Source organism: Acidovorax sp. GW101-3H11 (assembly GCF_001633105.1).
Classification (GTDB): domain Bacteria; phylum Pseudomonadota; class Gammaproteobacteria; order Burkholderiales; family Burkholderiaceae_C; genus Acidovorax.
Genome location: NZ_LUKZ01000009.1, coordinates 1 through 19,778, shown reverse-complemented (window position 1 = coordinate 19,778; position 19,778 = coordinate 1). Strand labels below are relative to the sequence as shown.

Below are 19,778 nucleotides of genomic sequence, written 5' to 3'. Positions count from 1 at the left end.
GTACGCTCAGACTGGGCACGGTTCGGCCAAATATTCCGTGATGTGCACATTGTTTTGGTCAAAACTGATGCCATGGAATCCATTGCATCCTCCGACCTAAAAACCATCCTGCACTCCAAGCGGGCCAACCTTTACTACCTGGAGCATTGCCGGGTCTTGGTCAACGGTGGCCGCGTAGAGTATGTCACCGACACGGGTAAGCGCAGCCTTTACTGGAACATCCCCATCGCCAACACCACCAGCATCCTGCTGGGCACGGGCACATCTATCACCCAGGCGGCCATGCGCGAGCTGGCCAAGGCTGGCGTGCTGGTGGGTTTCGCGGGTGGTGGCGGTACGCCACTTTTCAGCGCCAACGAGGTGGATATCGAGGTCGCGTGGTTCGCACCCCAATCGGAATATCGACCCACAGAGTATCTGCAGGCCTGGGTCAAGTTTTGGTTTGACGACGATCTGCGCCTGATGGCAGCCAAGGCCTTACAGACCGCGCGCTTGCAACGCTTGCGGGAACAATGGCTACAGCGCCCCCTGCGGGAGGCAGGCTTTGCGGTTGACGCACCGCGCCTGGAGGCGCTGATAGGGCAATTCACACAACGCATTGCTACGGCTCCCGATGTGACTGCCCTGCTCACGGACGAAGCACAGCTCACCAAAGCACTTTTCAAGCTAGCGGTCGATGCCACTCAGTACGGTGAATTCACGCGGGCCAAGCGTGGCAGCGGCACGGACGCCGCCAACCGCTTTTTGGACCACGGCAATTACCTGGCCTACGGCCTCGGCGCCACAGCCACCTGGGTATTGGGCTTGCCGCACGGCTTGGCTGTGCTGCATGGCAAAACACGAAGGGGTGGCCTGGTGTTTGATGCGGCGGATCTGGTGAAGGACGCAGCGATCTTGCCCCAGGCATTTCTGTCGGCCATGCAAGGCGACGATGAACAACAGTTTCGTCGGCGTTGCATCGACACATTGACGCAAAGCGACTCGCTGGATTTCATGATCGATACCCTCAAGCTCATCGCCATCACCACCGCGCAACACGCCACGGCCCGCCCCGCACCATGAACGTGCTCTTCATTGCCCAGTGCAACAAGCGAGCGCTGGTGGAGACCCGCCGCATCCTCGACCAGTTTGCTGAGCGGCGCGGCGAGCGCACCTGGCAAACGCCCATCACCCAGGCAGGCCTGGACACCGTGCGCAGGCTGCTGCGCCAGACGGCGCGCAAGAACACCGCCGTGGCCTGCCACTGGATTCGCGGGCGTGACCACAGCGAACTGCTGTGGGTGGTAGGTGACGCCAACCAATTCAACGACCAGGGGGCCGTGCCCACCAACACCACGGCCAGCAACGTGTTGCGCGCGGGCGATGAAAACGCCTGGCACCACCTGCCACTGATGACCGCCCTGGCCGCGCTGGCGGCCCTGCTGCACGACCTGGGCAAAGCCACACAGGCATTTCAAGACAAGCTCAAGAACCCTGGCCTGCGCGAGCGCAACCACTACCGACACGAATGGGTGTCAGTGCGGCTGTTTCAGGCGTTTGTGGAGCAGGAAGACGATGCCGGCTGGCTGCAACGGCTTGCGGCCTGTGCAGACGCGGATGCGGATGCGCAGACGTTTGAGGCGTTGTGGCTTGACCACGCCGGTGGTCGGCTGCTGCGCGATGGGATCGATGAGCCCCAAGCCTCGCAACGCTTGCCGTTCGCCCGCTTACCGCCGCTGGCTCAAGCGGTTGCATGGCTGGTATTCACCCACCACCGCCTGCCATGCCTGCCGGTTGAACAAGCACAAGGCGTTGATGCAGAGGACATGGAGGAAAGCAGGCGCACCTACCGCCGCTTTGGCGCCCGCCCAAGCTTTGTCAACACCAACGCCCTGGACGATGTGCTTCAGCGCATCAACGCCGACTGGAACGAGCCGCGCGAGCAGGCCAACACAGAGACCAAACAAGCCCACTGGTGCTTCCCGCATGGGCTCCCTGTTACCACCCTCGCCTGGCGCAAACAGGCCGCCCGCTACGCACGCAAGCTACAGGAACTATTGAAAGCCCCTGGCCAAGGACCGGTGTTGCACGACCCGTTTGCCATGCACGTCGCGCGCCTGTGCCTCATGCTGGCCGATCACCACTACTCCAGCGTCACAGACAAAGCCGCGCGGGCGCAGTATCTCAATGAAGACTACCCCCTGTACGCCAACACGCGCAGCAATCACTATCAAAACGATAGCTACCCGCGCTTGATAGACAAGCACCAGAGCCCACTTTTCATCCAAACCCTGGATGAACACCTGCTGGGCGTACAGGCCCATGCCACGCTGGTCGCACGCTCCCTGCCCAGCCTCACGCACAGCCTGCCCGCACTCAAGAACCACAAGCCCCTCAAAAAACGCAGTGCTGACCCACGCTTTGCCTGGCAAGACAAGGCTGCAGACCTGGCCACCAGCGTGCGCACCCGCACAGCGCAGCAAGGCGCGTTCATCGTCAACATGGCCTCCACAGGCTGCGGCAAAACATTGGGTAACGCCCGGGTGATGAATGCACTGGCTGACCCTGCCACCGGCATGCGCTGCGCCTTTGCCATGGGGCTGCGCACGCTCACGTTGCAGACTGGGCGCGTCTTCCAGAACGACCTGCAGTTGAATGACGAGCAACTGGCCATTCAGGTCGGTGGCGCGGCCAGCCGAGCGTTGTTTGAATACTGGGAACAACAGGCCGAAGCCACCGGCTCCGCATCCAGCCAGTCGCTGCTGGATGAAGCGGGCACCGTGCTCTACGAAGGCAACGACCAGCATCCGCTGCTGCAGCGCCTGACCGATGACGTCAAGGCCCGCGCGTTGATCGCCGCGCCCCTGCTGGTGTGCACCGTAGACCACCTCACTCCCGCCACCGAAAGCCTGCGCGGTGGCCGCCAGATCGCGCCCATGCTGCGCCTTCTGACCAGCGACTTGGTGCTGGACGAGCCCGACGACTTTGACATGGCCGACCTGCCCGCCCTCACCCGCCTGGTGCACTGGGCGGGCCTGCTGGGCAGCCGCGTGCTGTTGTCATCGGCCACGCTGCCGCCCGCGCTGGTGGAAGGGCTCTTTCTGGCCTACCGCGCCGGGCGAACCGTGTACCAGCGCCACCGCAGCGAACGGCCCAGCGAGCCTGTGAACATCTGCTGCCTGTGGATCGACGAATTCCACCAGACCACGCAAGACTGTGCGGACCCAGCCGCCTTCCGCGAAGCGCACAGCCAGTACGTACACAAGCGAGTCGCCAAGCTGAAGCAGGCCGAGGTGCGGCGGCTGGCGCAGATTGCGCCCCTGCCCGACACCTGGCAGGGCATGCAAGAAGCAGAGCGCCGCAAAGACTTTGCCCGCTTGGTACTGGCGCAAGCGTGGCAGCTTCACCGGCAGCCCCACAACCACAGCACCGACAAAAGTGACAAACGCGTGAGCCTGGGCCTCATCCGCATGGCCAACATTGCCCCGCTGTACGACGTGGCCCTGGCCATGTACGCGCCAGACGCACTGCCGCCAGAACTGCAAGGCCAGGTCCGCATCCACCTGTGCGTGTACCACTCGCAGTTCCCCCTGCTGCTGCGCTCGGCCATCGAACAGCAACTGGACACCCTGCTCAACCGCCGGGGAGCCAAAGACGATCACGACCCAGCGCTACAACGCCCCGCCCTGCGCTCCCTGATCGACGCCCACCCCGAGCCCCACCACCTGTTCATCGTGCTGGGCAGTCCCGTGACCGAAGTGGGCCGCGACCACGACTACGACTGGGCCGTAGTCGAGCCCTCGTCCATGCGCTCGCTCATCCAACTGGCCGGGCGCGTGCGCCGGCACCGGCCTGGGGCTGTGGGTGGGGTGAACATGGTGGTGCTGGACAGCAATCTGCGGCACTTCAAAGACAAGAGCAAAGCGGCGTTTTGCAAACCCGGCTTTGAAATGGACCCGCAACCGCCGGGGTCGAGCGACGCTTCACAGAACTTCTACCTGCACAGCCATAGCCTGCGCCAGCTGATAGCTCGATTGGTCAAGGACGCCGAGCCGTGGGCGGTGGATGCCCAACCGCGCATTGAGGTAGCCACCGCGCAATACCACCCCCGCCGCCATTGGGCCGACCTGGAGCACGAGCGCATGCGAGATGCCATGTTGCAACGCTCTGCAGCCAGCAAATACACCACCGCCCCAGAGCGCGCTGCCTTCCTGCATTGGGCACACCACAGTCAGCTGTGGCTGACCGGCCTGCTGCCGCAGTTCCAGCGCTTTCGCCAGGACGATCAGAAACGCGACGACGTGGCCCTGCTGCCGGACGAAGAGGCAGAAACGCTGTTGCTGCACCGCGTACAAGACGGAGAACGGCGCTACGAAAAGCTCTATGTACCCATCCACCAAAGCCTGTGCCACCCCGTGCCCGCAGCGCAACTGGCATCACCCAGCGTATCGCCCTGGCCGCAGGTGGGCTTGATGGAAGAACTGACTGCACTGGCGCAAGCGCAGGGTTTGTCGCTGGAGCACTGCGCAGAACGCTATGCCACCGCCAGCCTGCCTGAATCGCAGGCGGGCTGGCGGTGGGATGAGCGCTTGGGCTTTAGCAAGAAAGCCTGAGCTGCCTATGCGGCAGTGGATCGACAGCCAAATTGTCTAGCTGACTTTTCTGAGCTGCTTTTCAGCAGGTGTTGCAAAGATAGCACGCTGCTCTTATCATTGGCCAACATCGCCCCCTTTTACTACGTCAAAATTTTCAAGTTGACTGGTTCAATTTCAAGCAACGAAAAAAACCGTGGTGCAACTGGTACTTGCACCACGGTTGATTCAGCAACGTGCCGGGCAGGCACCAGGAGAAAGGAGGCGTTGTGCATTACAACCACATGATCTTATTAGTCCTGTGACGGTTTGCCGTCCACACCCATTCCCCGGTTGGTTCTGTGCTGACCGGGGAATTTTAGCTTCCAACCCTTTCGGAAAGGTATTCCCATGTCTGAAGCCCCTGCAACAGGTGGCAAGGCGGGCTACCGAGCGGCTATCAGCGCCTTCTTGCAAGAGCGGCTGCAAGCCAAACTCGACAAGCTCAAGCCTGACGATCCTCAACGCGACGAGGTTATTGCCTCGTTCGCCCATGATGTATGGCTAGCCAACGCTGCCAAGCGCGTGGAACAAATCCAGGCCGTCACCCACTCCCTCAAACCCATTCACCCCGATGCGCGGGGCACCAATTTTTATGTGGAGCCCCGCACCCTGCCCTCGCTGGCCGAGCTGGGCAGCCACGCATTGGGTGAGCGCTTTGTGGGCGACGTAGTGGGGAACGCTGCTGCGCTGGATGTGTACAAGCTGCTCAAGCTCGAAGTGAGCGGCCGCAGCTTGCTCGCTGCCCTGCTGGCGCACGATGCGGACGCGCTGGCTGCCCTGCATGCAGACCAGGCACAAGCGCAGGCGCTGCGCGATGCCTTTGTGTCCCTCACCCAGCCCCGCGCTGAAGGCCCCAGCAGTCACACGCTGGCCAAGCAGCTCTACTGGCTCACGGGAAGTGATGCCTGCGACGACGCACACTACACCCTGCTGGCCCCGCTGTACGCCACATCACTGGCGCATGCGGTGCATGCCCAGCTGCAGGAAGACCGCTTTGGCGAGACCAACAAGGCCGCCCGCCAAGCGCGGCGCGAGCGCAAGATGCATGACGGCGTGTTCCACGACTACCCCGGCCTGGCCGTGCAGAACATGGGCGGCACCAAGCCGCAGAACATCAGCCAGCTCAACAGCGAGCGCCGGGGCGTGAACTACCTGCTGTCATCGCTGCCACCGCAGTGGAAGGCCAGTGCGGTGCGGCTGCCGGTGCATGCCACTTCGGTGTTTGACCGACTGTTCATTGCCCGGCCCGAGGTGCGCCGTACCGTGCGGGCGCTGCGGGTGTTTTTGGAGTCCGACCCCGATGCCAAACTGGCCACCCGTGAGCGGCGCGAGGAACTGCTCGACGCGCTGGTGGACGAGCTGGTATCGCTGGCTGCCGAGTTGCAACAGATCCTGCCACCAGGCTGGAGCCGGGATGACGAGCGCTTTAAAGAGCTGATCTACGAAGAGGCGCTTTGGCTGGACCCTCTGCGCGCAGAGATACCCGAAGAGGCACAGTTTGCACATGACTGGCAGTACACGGATTGGCCGGCAGCCATCGGCAAAGCGTTCGGCAACTGGCTCAACGCGCAACTGCGCGGCAAGCTGCCAATGGGTGATGCCGAAGCACGCGAGTGGAAGAAGGTGTTTCTGACTGACGACGATGGATTCAAGCAGCAGTTGCGCGAATTGCGCGACAAGCTGGGTACGCCGCACTACATCCCCATTCGCAAAACACATGCGGAACCGTTGGCACTGCGGGAGGAGAACCCATGAGCCCGGAGCAACCCCAAGCCATCCTCGTACTGCCCCACCTGCGCATTCAGAACGCCAACGCGATTGCCAGCCCACTCACGCACGGCTTCCCGTCCATCACGGCCTTTACGGGTGTGATGTGGGCACTAGAGCGCAAACTCGCCCAGGCGGGCGTACCGCTGCAACTACACGGTGTGGGTGTGGTGTGTCACCACCATCAAGAGCAGGTCACGCAGGGCTATGTGCGCAACTTCAACCTCACGCGCAACCCGGTGGACAAAGACGGCAGCACCGCCGCCATCGTCGAAGAAGGCCGCATGCACCTGCAGATCACGCTGGTGCTGGCCGTGTCAGAAAGGCGCACGCCCGGCACCCCGGCGGCGCTGGTGCAAGGCAACCAGGCACAGCTGGACGAATGGGCTGCGAAAGCAGGCCACATCCTGGCGGGCATGCGCGTGGCGGGCGGCAGCCTGCTGCCATCGCGCCCGGTGCCGGGCAAGCGCGTGCGGCCCTGGATGGCCGTCGTGCCCGAAGACCCTGTGGCGGCAGAGAAGGAGTTTCGCCAATGGCGGCGGCAGTGGCTGCCGGGCTTTGCCCTGGTGGGGCGTGAAGACCTTCTGGCCCAACGCCTGCAGGACCTGCGTACCACGCAGCCCGACGCCACGCTGCTGGACGCTTTGCTGCACGCAGCCCGCTTCAACTACGCGCCTGTGTTGCCCGACAGTGGCGTGCCTGCGCCGGACGGACAGGTGCCATGGGCCGACCCACGGCGGCCCAAAGGCAGCGGCTGGGTGGTGCCCATTCCGGTGGGCTATGCCGCGCTCACGCCCACGCACGCCCCAGGCACCGTGCGCAATGCACGCGATGCCACGGTGCCCATGCGGTTTGTGGAATCGGTCTATGCGCTGGGCGAGTGGATCAGCCCGCACCGCCTGACGCACCTGGGCCAGTTGCTGTGGCATGCCGAAGCCAACGCAGAGCGGGGCCTGTACCGCTGCCGCAATGGCTACCAACCCGCCAAGGCGGAAGACGCTGGCGCAGACGGCCACCCCACCATCGACACGCTGGACGAATGGGACGACGACGAGGCCTATGCATACACCTGAGCCCCACGCGCCTGCCCCTTCGCATTCAACACACCTATTTTTGAGAGATTGACACCGTGACCGAAAAACTCACCACCGCCTCCGTCCTGGCCTTTGAACGCAAGCTGGACCCATCCGACGCCGTGTTCCACGCCGGCCGCTGGGACGACCGCGCTCAATCACACGCTTGGCAGCCCGTCACTGTCCGCGAAAAATCTGTGCGCGGCACCATCAGCAATCGCCTCAAGGCCAAAGACCAAGACCCCGCCAAGCTGGACGCCGCCATCGAGAACCCCAACCTGCAAACGGTGGACGTGTCCGCCCTGCCCGCAGAAGCCGACACACTCAAAGTGCAGTTCACGCTGCGCGTGCTGGGCGGCGCGGGCACACCATCGGCCTGCAACAGCGCGGCCTACCAAGCCAAGCTGCTGGCGACGGTGCAAGGCTATGTGCAGCAGCACGGCTTTGGCGAACTGGCCCGGCGCTACGCGGCCAACCTGGCCAATGGCCGCTTCTTGTGGCGCAACCGCGCAGGGGCCGAGCAAGTAGCGGTAACTGTGGAGCAGATGCAAAACGGGCAGGCCGCAAATACATGGTCTTTTGATGCCCTGGCGCTCAATACACGGGCGGTAGGCGCTATCAATACAGAAACAAAAGGCTTGAACGAGCTGGGCCAGGCCATTGCCGCCGGGTTGGCCGGGTCACAGCATGTGCTGCTGCGCGTGACGGCCTTTGTGCGCCAGGGTGCGGGGCAAGAGGTGTTTCCATCGCAAGAGCTGATCCTGGACAAAGGCAGCGCAGGCAAAAGCAAAACGCTGTACCACGTGGACGGCGTGGCCGCCATCCACTCGCAAAAGATCGGCAACGCCATCCGCACCATCGACACCTGGTACGAAGGCGCCGACGAACTGGGCCCCATCGCGGTGGAGCCCTACGGCTCTGTCACCACCCAAGGCAAGGCCTACCGCCAGCCCAAGCAAAAGCTGGACTTTTATACCCTGCTGGACAACTGGCTGCTGAAAGACCAGGTGCCGCCCTTGGAGCAGCAGCACTTTGTGATGGCGGTGCTGATCCGTGGCGGCGTGTTTGGCGACGCCAGCTGATGCGCGAGGCCCCATGACCACGCACTACATCGACATCACCCTGCTGCCCGATCCGGAGTTCAGCCACGCGCACCTGCTGGGCGCGCTGGTGGCCAAGCTGCACCGCGCGCTGGTGCTGGGGCAGATCACCGACATTGGCGTGAGCTACCCGCAGCACGTTAGCCAGCCGCTGACAAAGCGCACCTTGGGCGCGGTGCTGCGCCTGCACGGCACACCCGAAGCACTGCAACGCCTGACGGGGCAAGACTGGCTCAAAGGCATGCGCGACCACACGCAGGCGGGCGAGCTGCTGCCAGTGCCCGCCAACGCACAGCATCGCACCGTGCGCCGCCGCCAGTTCAAGACCAACGTAGACCGGCTGCGCCGCCGCCGCATACAGCGCAAGGGCGAAACCACCGAGCAGGCCGCAGCCGCCATCCCTGACACGGTGGAGCGCCGCCCCGACCTGCCGTTTGTGCAACTGCGCAGCAGCAGCACGGGCCAGCCGTTTTGCCTGTGCGTGGAGCACGGCCCGCTGCAGCAGCAGGCGGTGGCGGGAGCCTTCAACGCCTATGGTCTGGGGCACGAAGCGACCGTGCCCTGGTTTTAAGTCGGTTTGACCCTTTTTTTGGGGACCTGCGCAGGGCCCTTTGAAATCAAGCACTTACGGAACACCCCAGGAATTGGGGTGTTCTGGCTTGAATGGGGAATGCTCCTTAAAAATCAAGTAGTTGGGAGGCTAGAGTTCTAGTTCACTGCCGCATAGGCAGCTCAGAAAATGAACGGTTTTGTCTGGGGCGCGGCGGCCATGTTCACTGCCGCATAGGCAGCTCAGAAAAGCGCCAGCGGCCAAGCCTGCGCCACCGGCACGTTCACTGCCGCATAGGCAGCTCAGAAAAGCGCGGCAGACACCGTGACGGCGGTCATCGAAGTTCACTGCCGCATAGGCAGCTCAGAAAAGCCACGCGCATGGCATAGGCCATGACCACGCGTTCACTGCCGCATAGGCAGCTCAGAAAAGCACCTGCACCCGCATCGCGGGGCTTTTTTCGTTCACTGCCGCATAGGCAGCTCAGAAAAAGCGGTCGCAGGATCTCTGGCGGTGTCAGCCGTTCACTGCCGCATAGGCAGCTCAGAAAATGTGTGGGTGATTTCAGGGCGTGCGCGCTCTGTTCACTGCCGCATAGGCAGCTCAGAAAAATCGCTTCATCACCCAGGCGGGCGCCTACCCTGTTCACTGCCGCATAGGCAGCTCAGAAAGTTGAGGTAATACTGGCCGGTCGGGCTGATGGCGTTCACTGCCGCATAGGCAGCTCAGAAAGATCCAGGCAAGGCCGCGCAGCTTCTTGCTGCGTTCACTGCCGCATAGGCAGCTCAGAAAGGGCGCGGCCCGGCCTGTTCGCCGTAGCGAGTGTTCACTGCCGCATAGGCAGCTCAGAAATTGGTCTTCAGGCCATCAAACGTGTCCTGAATCGTTCACTGCCGCATAGGCAGCTCAGAAAGTCGAGCGCCAGTTCTATCGACAATTCGCGAGGTTCACTGCCGCATAGGCAGCTCAGAAAATCGATCCATCTGCCGCCTGCACCACCTGGCCGTTCACTGCCGCATAGGCAGCTCAGAAAACGCACCCATTGTCGTTCGGCGACTGGAACCCGGTTCACTGCCGCATAGGCAGCTCAGAAAAAGCCATCCTGGGCGCCTGATGGCTGGTCGGAGTTCACTGCCGCATAGGCAGCTCAGAAAATCCTCCCGGAGAACAGCATGGGTTTTTCCTCGTTCACTGCCGCATAGGCAGCTCAGAAAATTCGGTGATATACATGTCAACACCAGAAGGTGTTCACTGCCGCATAGGCAGCTCAGAAATGAGCCATCCATGGCATGGCCGCGTGTGGTGCGTTCACTGCCGCATAGGCAGCTCAGAAAACGGCGATCAGGGTGCATGCGTAGTTCATTGAGTTCACTGCCGCATAGGCAGCTCAGAAAAGCGCGCGCTGGCGGAGGGTAGGACCTGGGATGTTCACTGCCGCATAGGCAGCTCAGAAACCAGTTCATGCCCGCCACCGCGCGGGAGCTGGGGTTCACTGCCGCATAGGCAGCTCAGAAATCCACCTCCGGCCTCAGCCTGGCGGCCGTATCGTTCACTGCCGCATAGGCAGCTCAGAAAAGCGCCTTCTCCCCAGCCTCCTTCACCTGGCCGTTCACTGCCGCATAGGCAGCTCAGAAAAACTACGCCAACGATGTTCGCACCGCACGCGAGTTCACTGCCGCATAGGCAGCTCAGAAATCACCCCCGTAGCTGTTCACGTCGAAGATGATGTTCACTGCCGCATAGGCAGCTCAGAAATGAAGCGACATCATCGTCGCCTTCAACTCGTCGTTCACTGCCGCATAGGCAGCTCAGAAATGGTGCGGCGCATGCAGGACCGAACTGGGAACGTTCACTGCCGCATAGGCAGCTCAGAAATTCGCCCGCGCTGATCTTGAGCGCCAATACAAGTTCACTGCCGCATAGGCAGCTCAGAAATCCTTTCCTTTGATGCCGTGGGCGGCTTCGACGTTCACTGCCGCATAGGCAGCTCAGAAATTCTGGCGGCTGAATTGGCCGCCATTGCTGTAGTTCACTGCCGCATAGGCAGCTCAGAAAAGAAGTCGCGCTCGTAGATCGCAACAGCGTCTGTTCACTGCCGCATAGGCAGCTCAGAAAAGAACCTGCTGCGCTTGCGCCTCGGTCGCATCGTTCACTGCCGCATAGGCAGCTCAGAAAACGAACGAGCTGGAGCTGCTTGGCAAGACGGCGTTCACTGCCGCATAGGCAGCTCAGAAAACATCAAGAAGCCGCCGAACGAAGACCACAAGGTTCACTGCCGCATAGGCAGCTCAGAAATGCTGTCTCGCGCACACGTTCGCGCCTGGCTCGTTCACTGCCGCATAGGCAGCTCAGAAATTCACCGTGATGTTGAGGTGGTCGGCCTCAATGTTCACTGCCGCATAGGCAGCTCAGAAATCATCAACCCGGACTACGAGAAGTTCCTCGCCGTTCACTGCCGCATAGGCAGCTCAGAAAAAGTGCGGCACCTCGCCTCCGGTGATTGCTGCGTTCACTGCCGCATAGGCAGCTCAGAAAAAAGTAAGTGCGGGTTTGCTGGTGCTCGCGGTGTTCACTGCCGCATAGGCAGCTCAGAAACCTGCTCGGCCTGCAGCGTTTTGATCGCCTGCGTTCACTGCCGCATAGGCAGCTCAGAAAAAGCACCTGCTGACGTTGTGGATCAGCACGAAGTTCACTGCCGCATAGGCAGCTCAGAAAATGCAAGAGGCCCAGTGGTTCATCGACCGTGGTGTTCACTGCCGCATAGGCAGCTCAGAAAGACCTGGGCCACCCCAGCGCCCGAGAAATCGCGTTCACTGCCGCATAGGCAGCTCAGAAAAAAGGGGGCGAGAAATGAACCGACGGCAGTACGTTCACTGCCGCATAGGCAGCTCAGAAATTGCTGTCGTGCTGCTGTGTGTGTCGGTATTCGTTCACTGCCGCATAGGCAGCTCAGAAAGATGATCCCCATGGATAACGCTGACATACCCGGTTCACTGCCGCATAGGCAGCTCAGAAAAAAGCACGCGCGCTGCTGGCCCAGTGCCTTGCGTTCACTGCCGCATAGGCAGCTCAGAAAAATCAATACCCCTGCGATGGGCATGATGCCCAGTTCACTGCCGCATAGGCAGCTCAGAAAACCGTGCAGCAGATGGTGCGCGAAGGCCACTTGTTCACTGCCGCATAGGCAGCTCAGAAAAAATACGTCGCCAAGAACATCGACGGCTACCGCGTTCACTGCCGCATAGGCAGCTCAGAAAACCGTGCGGTCGTAGCTGCGCGCCACGTAATTGTTCACTGCCGCATAGGCAGCTCAGAAAACTGGTACGGGTCGGCGTCGAGCAGGCGAGCAGTTCACTGCCGCATAGGCAGCTCAGAAATCGGACGCGGCTGCGCTGGCAGCCGATGCCGTGTTCACTGCCGCATAGGCAGCTCAGAAACAGAGGTCCATGCCGTGGCGCGAATGCGGAAGTGTTCACTGCCGCATAGGCAGCTCAGAAATTTGATGCCGGATTGAATAAGGCCCCGGCGTTGTTCACTGCCGCATAGGCAGCTCAGAAAATGCGTGGATCAATCGGCATAGTCAACACTCCGTTCACTGCCGCATAGGCAGCTCAGAAAGAAAAACAGCACGTCAGGGGTTCGGGGTGTGAGTTCACTGCCGCATAGGCAGCTCAGAAAAAGTGGGGCCAACCATCCGGGGCGGTCGATTGGTTCACTGCCGCATAGGCAGCTCAGAAAATGGCGATCAGTCGTTGATCGCGGCCAGCACCGTTCACTGCCGCATAGGCAGCTCAGAAATATGACTGACTACGCCGAATTCCTCCGGGCCAAGTTCACTGCCGCATAGGCAGCTCAGAAAAAGCCCATGCAGATTTGAGAGGAACACCATGAGTTCACTGCCGCATAGGCAGCTCAGAAAGTCTACACCCAGGCCGACCAGGTGTTGAGGGAGTTCACTGCCGCATAGGCAGCTCAGAAAATGAAGATTTCACGGATGCGGTCGCGGTCCAGGTTCACTGCCGCATAGGCAGCTCAGAAAATAGACTGGGCCGAGATAACCGTTCTCATTGGGTTCACTGCCGCATAGGCAGCTCAGAAAACAACCGGCACGCTAGAAGAAGCCTTCACGCAGTTCACTGCCGCATAGGCAGCTCAGAAATTGCTGCCTGGTGCTGTCATGCAGTCGTACAAGTTCACTGCCGCATAGGCAGCTCAGAAATGATGTACGCCACTCGCGCGGTGGCACAGCCGGTTCACTGCCGCATAGGCAGCTCAGAAAGACCCGCTCTTGATGCGGCAACACAAGCCAACGTTCACTGCCGCATAGGCAGCTCAGAAAGAAGTGGCCGGGTGTTCTCGGCAGTTCCATGCGTTCACTGCCGCATAGGCAGCTCAGAAAACAGCAGCAGGAGACTCGCCAACCATGCGCGCGTTCACTGCCGCATAGGCAGCTCAGAAATTCCAGAGTGGTGTTTCCCAGCGGTCAATAACGTTCACTGCCGCATAGGCAGCTCAGAAATCTGGAGACACGGAGCGGTTGAAAGCGCCGATGTTCACTGCCGCATAGGCAGCTCAGAAAGTCGTCTGCGCGGCGACCGATGATGCTGACAAGTTCACTGCCGCATAGGCAGCTCAGAAATGAACGAATCCGCCCCTGGTTGGATGGTGCTGGTTCACTGCCGCATAGGCAGCTCAGAAAAAACTTGCGAATCGCTAGGCACCCCCGCTTGCGTTCACTGCCGCATAGGCAGCTCAGAAAGTGTCTCCCCAGGAGATCAAATCGCCCAAGAAGTTCACTGCCGCATAGGCAGCTCAGAAAAGCCACGATTGCACATGCACGCGCGACACGATGTTCACTGCCGCATAGGCAGCTCAGAAATTTGCCGACCTGGGCGACTTCATCCGCATCACGTTCACTGCCGCATAGGCAGCTCAGAAAACCCATCGGGCGAGCGGGCCGCGTTCAACAGTGTTCACTGCCGCATAGGCAGCTCAGAAAAGAACTCAACGTGACCCAGCAACGCGCCGTACGTTCACTGCCGCATAGGCAGCTCAGAAATGCTGTTCTGCGTGCAATGCGCGGCGCTTCCACGTTCACTGCCGCATAGGCAGCTCAGAAACTCCCCTTCAGCCACTCGTCCACCCGAGCCTGGTTCACTGCCGCATAGGCAGCTCAGAAAAGAGATCCTGCGACCGCTTGGCCAGTTCGACCGTTCACTGCCGCATAGGCAGCTCAGAAAAAGTTCATCGGCGACTGGGCTGGCAAGACAGGGTTCACTGCCGCATAGGCAGCTCAGAAAACCCGAACGACCCGGGCGGAGAAACTAAATTCGTTCACTGCCGCATAGGCAGCTCAGAAATAACCCAACAGCCCGCACCACGCGGGCTTTTTGTTCACTGCCGCATAGGCAGCTCAGAAAACTCTGCACCATTTTGACCTTTGGGGCTGGTAGTTCACTGCCGCATAGGCAGCTCAGAAATGGCCCAACTTTACGGGCGAGGCCTGGGTGCTGTTCACTGCCGCATAGGCAGCTCAGAAATTGCGCCCCTCCGCATCGATGTAGGTGCCGTCGTTCACTGCCGCATAGGCAGCTCAGAAAACCGAAGGCGAATTGTTTGAACCGAAGGAGATGTTCACTGCCGCATAGGCAGCTCAGAAAACCCCCTCGGCTGATGTGGGAGCCGGTGGCAGGTTCACTGCCGCATAGGCAGCTCAGAAACATGACCAGGAGCGCTGGCTTCTGGTTGATGCGTTCACTGCCGCATAGGCAGCTCAGAAAACGGAACGCGGAAGGACGTGGCCGATTCAGAGGTTCACTGCCGCATAGGCAGCTCAGAAACTATGCAGAGCCGCCCGCCCCGCCAGCGCCACGTTCACTGCCGCATAGGCAGCTCAGAAAATGCACTGCTGCTCCATCTGCACGCGGTACAGGTTCACTGCCGCATAGGCAGCTCAGAAAATTCCCTCTGGGGGAGAGGGGTGGGTGAAGCCGTTCACTGCCGCATAGGCAGCTCAGAAAGACCAGAACACGGTGAAGAACGCCCTCCGCCAGTTCACTGCCGCATAGGCAGCTCAGAAAATTTCGACCTTTGGGGCTGGTACTCGCCCGCCGTTCACTGCCGCATAGGCAGCTCAGAAAAGACGCTCAAAGCAGGCGCGGGTTTTGATGTGGTTCACTGCCGCATAGGCAGCTCAGAAATTCCGCGTTCCGTTGGTGCAGCAGTTCACCCCGTTCACTGCCGCATAGGCAGCTCAGAAAACCCCCTCGGCTGATGTGGGAGCCGGTGGCAGGTTCACTGCCGCATAGGCAGCTCAGAAAATGACGGCGCACAGGTGGCCGGATGGCTGGCGGGTTCACTGCCGCATAGGCAGCTCAGAAAAGACGACAAACAACACGTACACCGACAACCGGGTTCACTGCCGCATAGGCAGCTCAGAAAAATAACACGTACACCGATAACCGGCAGGTGAAGTTCACTGCCGCATAGGCAGCTCAGAAAGAAGCACGCGCGCTGCTGGCCCAGTGCCTTGCGTTCACTGCCGCATAGGCAGCTCAGAAATCCATAGGCATTGAGCAGGCCGGGCACCTGCGGTTCACTGCCGCATAGGCAGCTCAGAAAAGGCCACTCCATCCCACGCAGCAGACACGCGGGTTCACTGCCGCATAGGCAGCTCAGAAATTCATCGGCGGCCTGGGCACCGTCAATTACGGGTTCACTGCCGCATAGGCAGCTCAGAAAATGAAGCACGACGAATGGCTGACACCGCCAGAGTTCACTGCCGCATAGGCAGCTCAGAAAGCGCCCCATTCTGTGGCCGGTCGGCTGCGCAGGTTCACTGCCGCATAGGCAGCTCAGAAAATTTCCCGGGCCTGGGCCGGGTTCATGGTGAAGTTCACTGCCGCATAGGCAGCTCAGAAAGGTCGCACGAACTACCGCGCCACCCGCGACGGGTTCACTGCCGCATAGGCAGCTCAGAAATTACCGAAACAAGCCCATGGAACAAATTTGCAGTTCACTGCCGCATAGGCAGCTCAGAAAGTCGCAGAGGCACGTACCTGCACGATGGCAGCGTTCACTGCCGCATAGGCAGCTCAGAAAACGGTGATGAGCGCCCCGGCCGTCAGCGTCTCGGTTCACTGCCGCATAGGCAGCTCAGAAAAGAAAGCACCCGAATGCGTTGTCTTTGGTACTGTTCACTGCCGCATAGGCAGCTCAGAAAATGAAGCACGACGAATGGCTGACACCGCCAGAGTTCACTGCCGCATAGGCAGCTCAGAAATCAACGCCAACACGCAGTAGCCGGGGGTCAAAGTTCACTGCCGCATAGGCAGCTCAGAAAACATGGAGGGCATAGCGAAGGGGCAGGGCCTGGTTCACTGCCGCATAGGCAGCTCAGAAAGCAGGCAAAGCCAGTGTTACCGGGGGCGGCGAGTTCACTGCCGCATAGGCAGCTCAGAAAACCAACGCCAGACACGATATTCACATATCGGGGTTCACTGCCGCATAGGCAGCTCAGAAAAGGAATACCGGCGCCGGTATCGTAGCGGACAGGTTCACTGCCGCATAGGCAGCTCAGAAAAACATCATCAAAGACACCCGAAACCGCATCCTGTTCACTGCCGCATAGGCAGCTCAGAAAGCTGTAGCGCATGTGCAGGTGATGCCGACTATGTTCACTGCCGCATAGGCAGCTCAGAAAAGCAACTCCAGCGCCTGCTACGCCCAATCAGCGTTCACTGCCGCATAGGCAGCTCAGAAAATTCGGTGGCCGGGCGGCTGCGCAGGACGACGGTTCACTGCCGCATAGGCAGCTCAGAAAAGGGGTAGCGCGGGCCGCATCCATGCCGCGCAGTTCACTGCCGCATAGGCAGCTCAGAAAAGTGGAAAGACGAAGACCGCCGTGTTCCTGCCGTTCACTGCCGCATAGGCAGCTCAGAAACGGCATGTCTGGCACTTGAGCCGGCGCGCACCGTTCACTGCCGCATAGGCAGCTCAGAAAGGCAGGCCAACACGCTATGAAGGCCTCTCTTGGTTCACTGCCGCATAGGCAGCTCAGAAATTACCCCCCCCCGCAAAACTGCGCCTGAACGTTCACTGCCGCATAGGCAGCTCAGAAACAGACCACCACCGCCAGCCGCTGATGCACCGGTGTTCACTGCCGCATAGGCAGCTCAGAAAAGCAACGGCGCGGGCGTTGTGGTTCTGTCAGGGTTCACTGCCGCATAGGCAGCTCAGAAAGGGCAGCCTTCGACCTGAACAAGCCGCAGCGTGTTCACTGCCGCATAGGCAGCTCAGAAATGAAAAGACTCAGAACCCAGAGCACCGCACCTGTTCACTGCCGCATAGGCAGCTCAGAAAAGTCTGGCGACTCGTTCAGGATCACCATGTCAGTTCACTGCCGCATAGGCAGCTCAGAAAATTGCTCAATCGCCCGGGCGTAGTCCTTACCCGTTCACTGCCGCATAGGCAGCTCAGAAACACCAGCGTCCCATGTAGAGGCTGCCGTCAGGGTTCACTGCCGCATAGGCAGCTCAGAAAACTGCCAATGCCGGTTCGATGAAGATGGCCGCGTTCACTGCCGCATAGGCAGCTCAGAAAGTCTTCGTGCACGACGTAGGCCTTCACTTGTGTGTTCACTGCCGCATAGGCAGCTCAGAAACTTCACATCGGCCGCTGGCCACGGTAGGCGCGTGTTCACTGCCGCATAGGCAGCTCAGAAAGTTGCAGAGGCAATGTCCATGCAGTCGCGCAGGTTCACTGCCGCATAGGCAGCTCAGAAACGCAGCGTCTGGGGCTTCGTTCGGTAGTGTTTGTTCACTGCCGCATAGGCAGCTCAGAAAACTTGGGTATCGCGCGGCAGTTTGCCCAGTGCGTTCACTGCCGCATAGGCAGCTCAGAAAAGCACATGGGGCATCCGGCAGTTCCAGCAGGTGTTCACTGCCGCATAGGCAGCTCAGAAACGTGAGCCGCCCGAAAGGAAACAGCGCTGACAGTTCACTGCCGCATAGGCAGCTCAGAAAAGCTCGCAGTGGCTGTAAGGCCCACGGTCAATGTTCACTGCCGCATAGGCAGCTCAGAAAAGCCAACCTGCAGGTGCGGCCGCAGCCATTGCGTTCACTGCCGCATAGGCAGCTCAGAAAATGAAGAGCCCGCCGTTGTGTTGCAGCACCAGGGTTCACTGCCGCATAGGCAGCTCAGAAACGGAAAATCCCACCATTCAAGCCTGTGGGCCAGTTCACTGCCGCATAGGCAGCTCAGAAATACGCCGCAAAGCGCTACACCGGCATTTGATGTTCACTGCCGCATAGGCAGCTCAGAAAGCCCGGACTGGCCGCGCCACCGCGTACGGCCCGTTCACTGCCGCATAGGCAGCTCAGAAAAGCTCCGCCAGCGTGTATTCCTGGCCCAGCTCGTTCACTGCCGCATAGGCAGCTCAGAAAGCCACGACCTTCACCTTTGTTCCGGCGAGCAGGTTCACTGCCGCATAGGCAGCTCAGAAAATCAACGCAGGCCCAGACGCTGTGCTGCACCAGTTCACTGCCGCATAGGCAGCTCAGAAACGTTGCATTGCGTAACGGCGGGCAAGTGCTGGGTTCACTGCCGCATAGGCAGCTCAGAAAGTCACAGTAGGCATAGAAGTAATCGGCCGCCAGTTCACTGCCGCATAGGCAGCTCAGAAAAGCACGCTGACGCAGGAATCCGGCCGCACGGCGTTCACTGCCGCATAGGCAGCTCAGAAAACGCAGGCCACCACCGTGATGCGCCCCGGGAAGTTCACTGCCGCATAGGCAGCTCAGAAAATGGCGGCCAGGATCAGAGGGAAATCGGCCTCGTTCACTGCCGCATAGGCAGCTCAGAAAGATGGAGCCACCCACCCCCGCGCCGGTGATGGGTTCACTGCCGCATAGGCAGCTCAGAAATATAGCCCGTTGAACAACTATGCGACGGTAACGTTCACTGCCGCATAGGCAGCTCAGAAATGCTCGCCCCGCGCGATGCATCGGTGGCCATTGTTCACTGCCGCATAGGCAGCTCAGAAATGACCGCGATAGCCTGCGCTGCAGCGATCAGGTTCACTGCCGCATAGGCAGCTCAGAAAGTGCCGTCCAGCGGCGGGATGAGCGCGTTGACGTTCACTGCCGCATAGGCAGCTCAGAAATGTCTGCTGATCGCCAGTGCCTTGACGCTCGCGTTCACTGCCGCATAGGCAGCTCAGAAATGCCGTGAAGGTCGTGGCTGAGCTGGTGGACGAGTTCACTGCCGCATAGGCAGCTCAGAAAAAAAACCACCATCGGGACCATGGCCTGCCTGTGTTCACTGCCGCATAGGCAGCTCAGAAATTGTTGGCAGGGCCTTTGGCCGCCAGCTCCGCGTTCACTGCCGCACAGGCAGCTCAGAAATTCCCAGGCATTCAGCAAAAGCCCCTGCCAGCGTTCACTGCCGCATAGGCAGCTCAGAAAAGCAGCCCGTCCGGTTTCAGGAACTTGTGGGCGTTTACTGCCGCATAGGCAGCTCAGAAAAAACTGAATCGCCCCGGCTTTCGTGGAGGCCAGTTGGTTTAAGTCAGGCCACCATCATGGCAGTCTGACTGGCGAGTTGCCGGTAGTAGTTTGCCTCAGCTTCTACGGGCGGGATGTACCCGATGGGTTCGAGCAGCCTGTGATGGTTGAAC

6 protein-coding genes and 1 CRISPR repeat array are annotated in these 19,778 nt (G+C 60.4%); all 6 genes read left to right on the top strand.

Annotation, left to right across the window (positions count from 1 at the left end; genetic code table 11):
* Window positions 1-72: 72 nt before the first annotated feature.
* The 6 genes from cas1f (at window position 73) to cas6f (ending at window position 9,124) form a co-directional block, all read left to right on the top strand.
* Window positions 73-1,062, top strand: a complete 990-nt coding sequence (cas1f, locus tag A1D30_RS06105; RefSeq protein WP_063459911.1) for a type I-F CRISPR-associated endonuclease Cas1f — start codon at window positions 73-75, stop codon at window positions 1,060-1,062.
* The gene (gene cas3f, locus A1D30_RS06100) at window positions 1,059-4,592 is read left to right on the top strand and encodes a type I-F CRISPR-associated helicase Cas3f (protein ID WP_063459910.1); all 3,534 of its coding nucleotides are present in this window, start codon (window positions 1,059-1,061) and stop codon (window positions 4,590-4,592) included. Before cas1f ends, cas3f begins: the two co-directional genes overlap by 4 nt.
* Before the next feature lie 369 nt (window positions 4,593-4,961).
* Window positions 4,962-6,368: a type I-F CRISPR-associated protein Csy1 gene (gene csy1 / locus A1D30_RS06095; protein ID WP_063459909.1), complete on the top strand. Its 1,407-nt coding sequence runs from the start codon at window positions 4,962-4,964 to the stop codon at window positions 6,366-6,368.
* Window positions 6,365-7,453 carry a type I-F CRISPR-associated protein Csy2 gene (gene csy2, locus A1D30_RS06090; protein ID WP_063459908.1) on the top strand — a complete coding sequence of 363 codons (1,089 nt, stop codon included), beginning with the start codon at window positions 6,365-6,367 and terminating at the stop codon, window positions 7,451-7,453. Before csy1 ends, csy2 begins: the two co-directional genes overlap by 4 nt.
* Window positions 7,454-7,509: 56 nt before the next feature.
* A complete protein-coding gene (gene csy3 / locus A1D30_RS06085) occupies window positions 7,510-8,535 on the top strand; it encodes a type I-F CRISPR-associated protein Csy3 (RefSeq protein WP_063459907.1) in 1,026 nt (341 codons plus the stop codon).
* Window positions 8,536-8,548: 13 nt separating this feature from the next.
* On the top strand, window positions 8,549-9,124 hold the full coding sequence (gene cas6f, locus A1D30_RS06080) for a type I-F CRISPR-associated endoribonuclease Cas6/Csy4 (protein ID WP_063459906.1): 576 nt from the start codon (window positions 8,549-8,551) through the stop codon (window positions 9,122-9,124).
* Window positions 9,125-9,264: 140 nt separating this feature from the next.
* Window positions 9,265-19,626: direct repeats of the CRISPR family, unit length 28 nt; unit sequence GTTCACTGCCGCATAGGCAGCTCAGAAA.
* Window positions 19,627-19,778 lie beyond the last annotated feature (152 nt).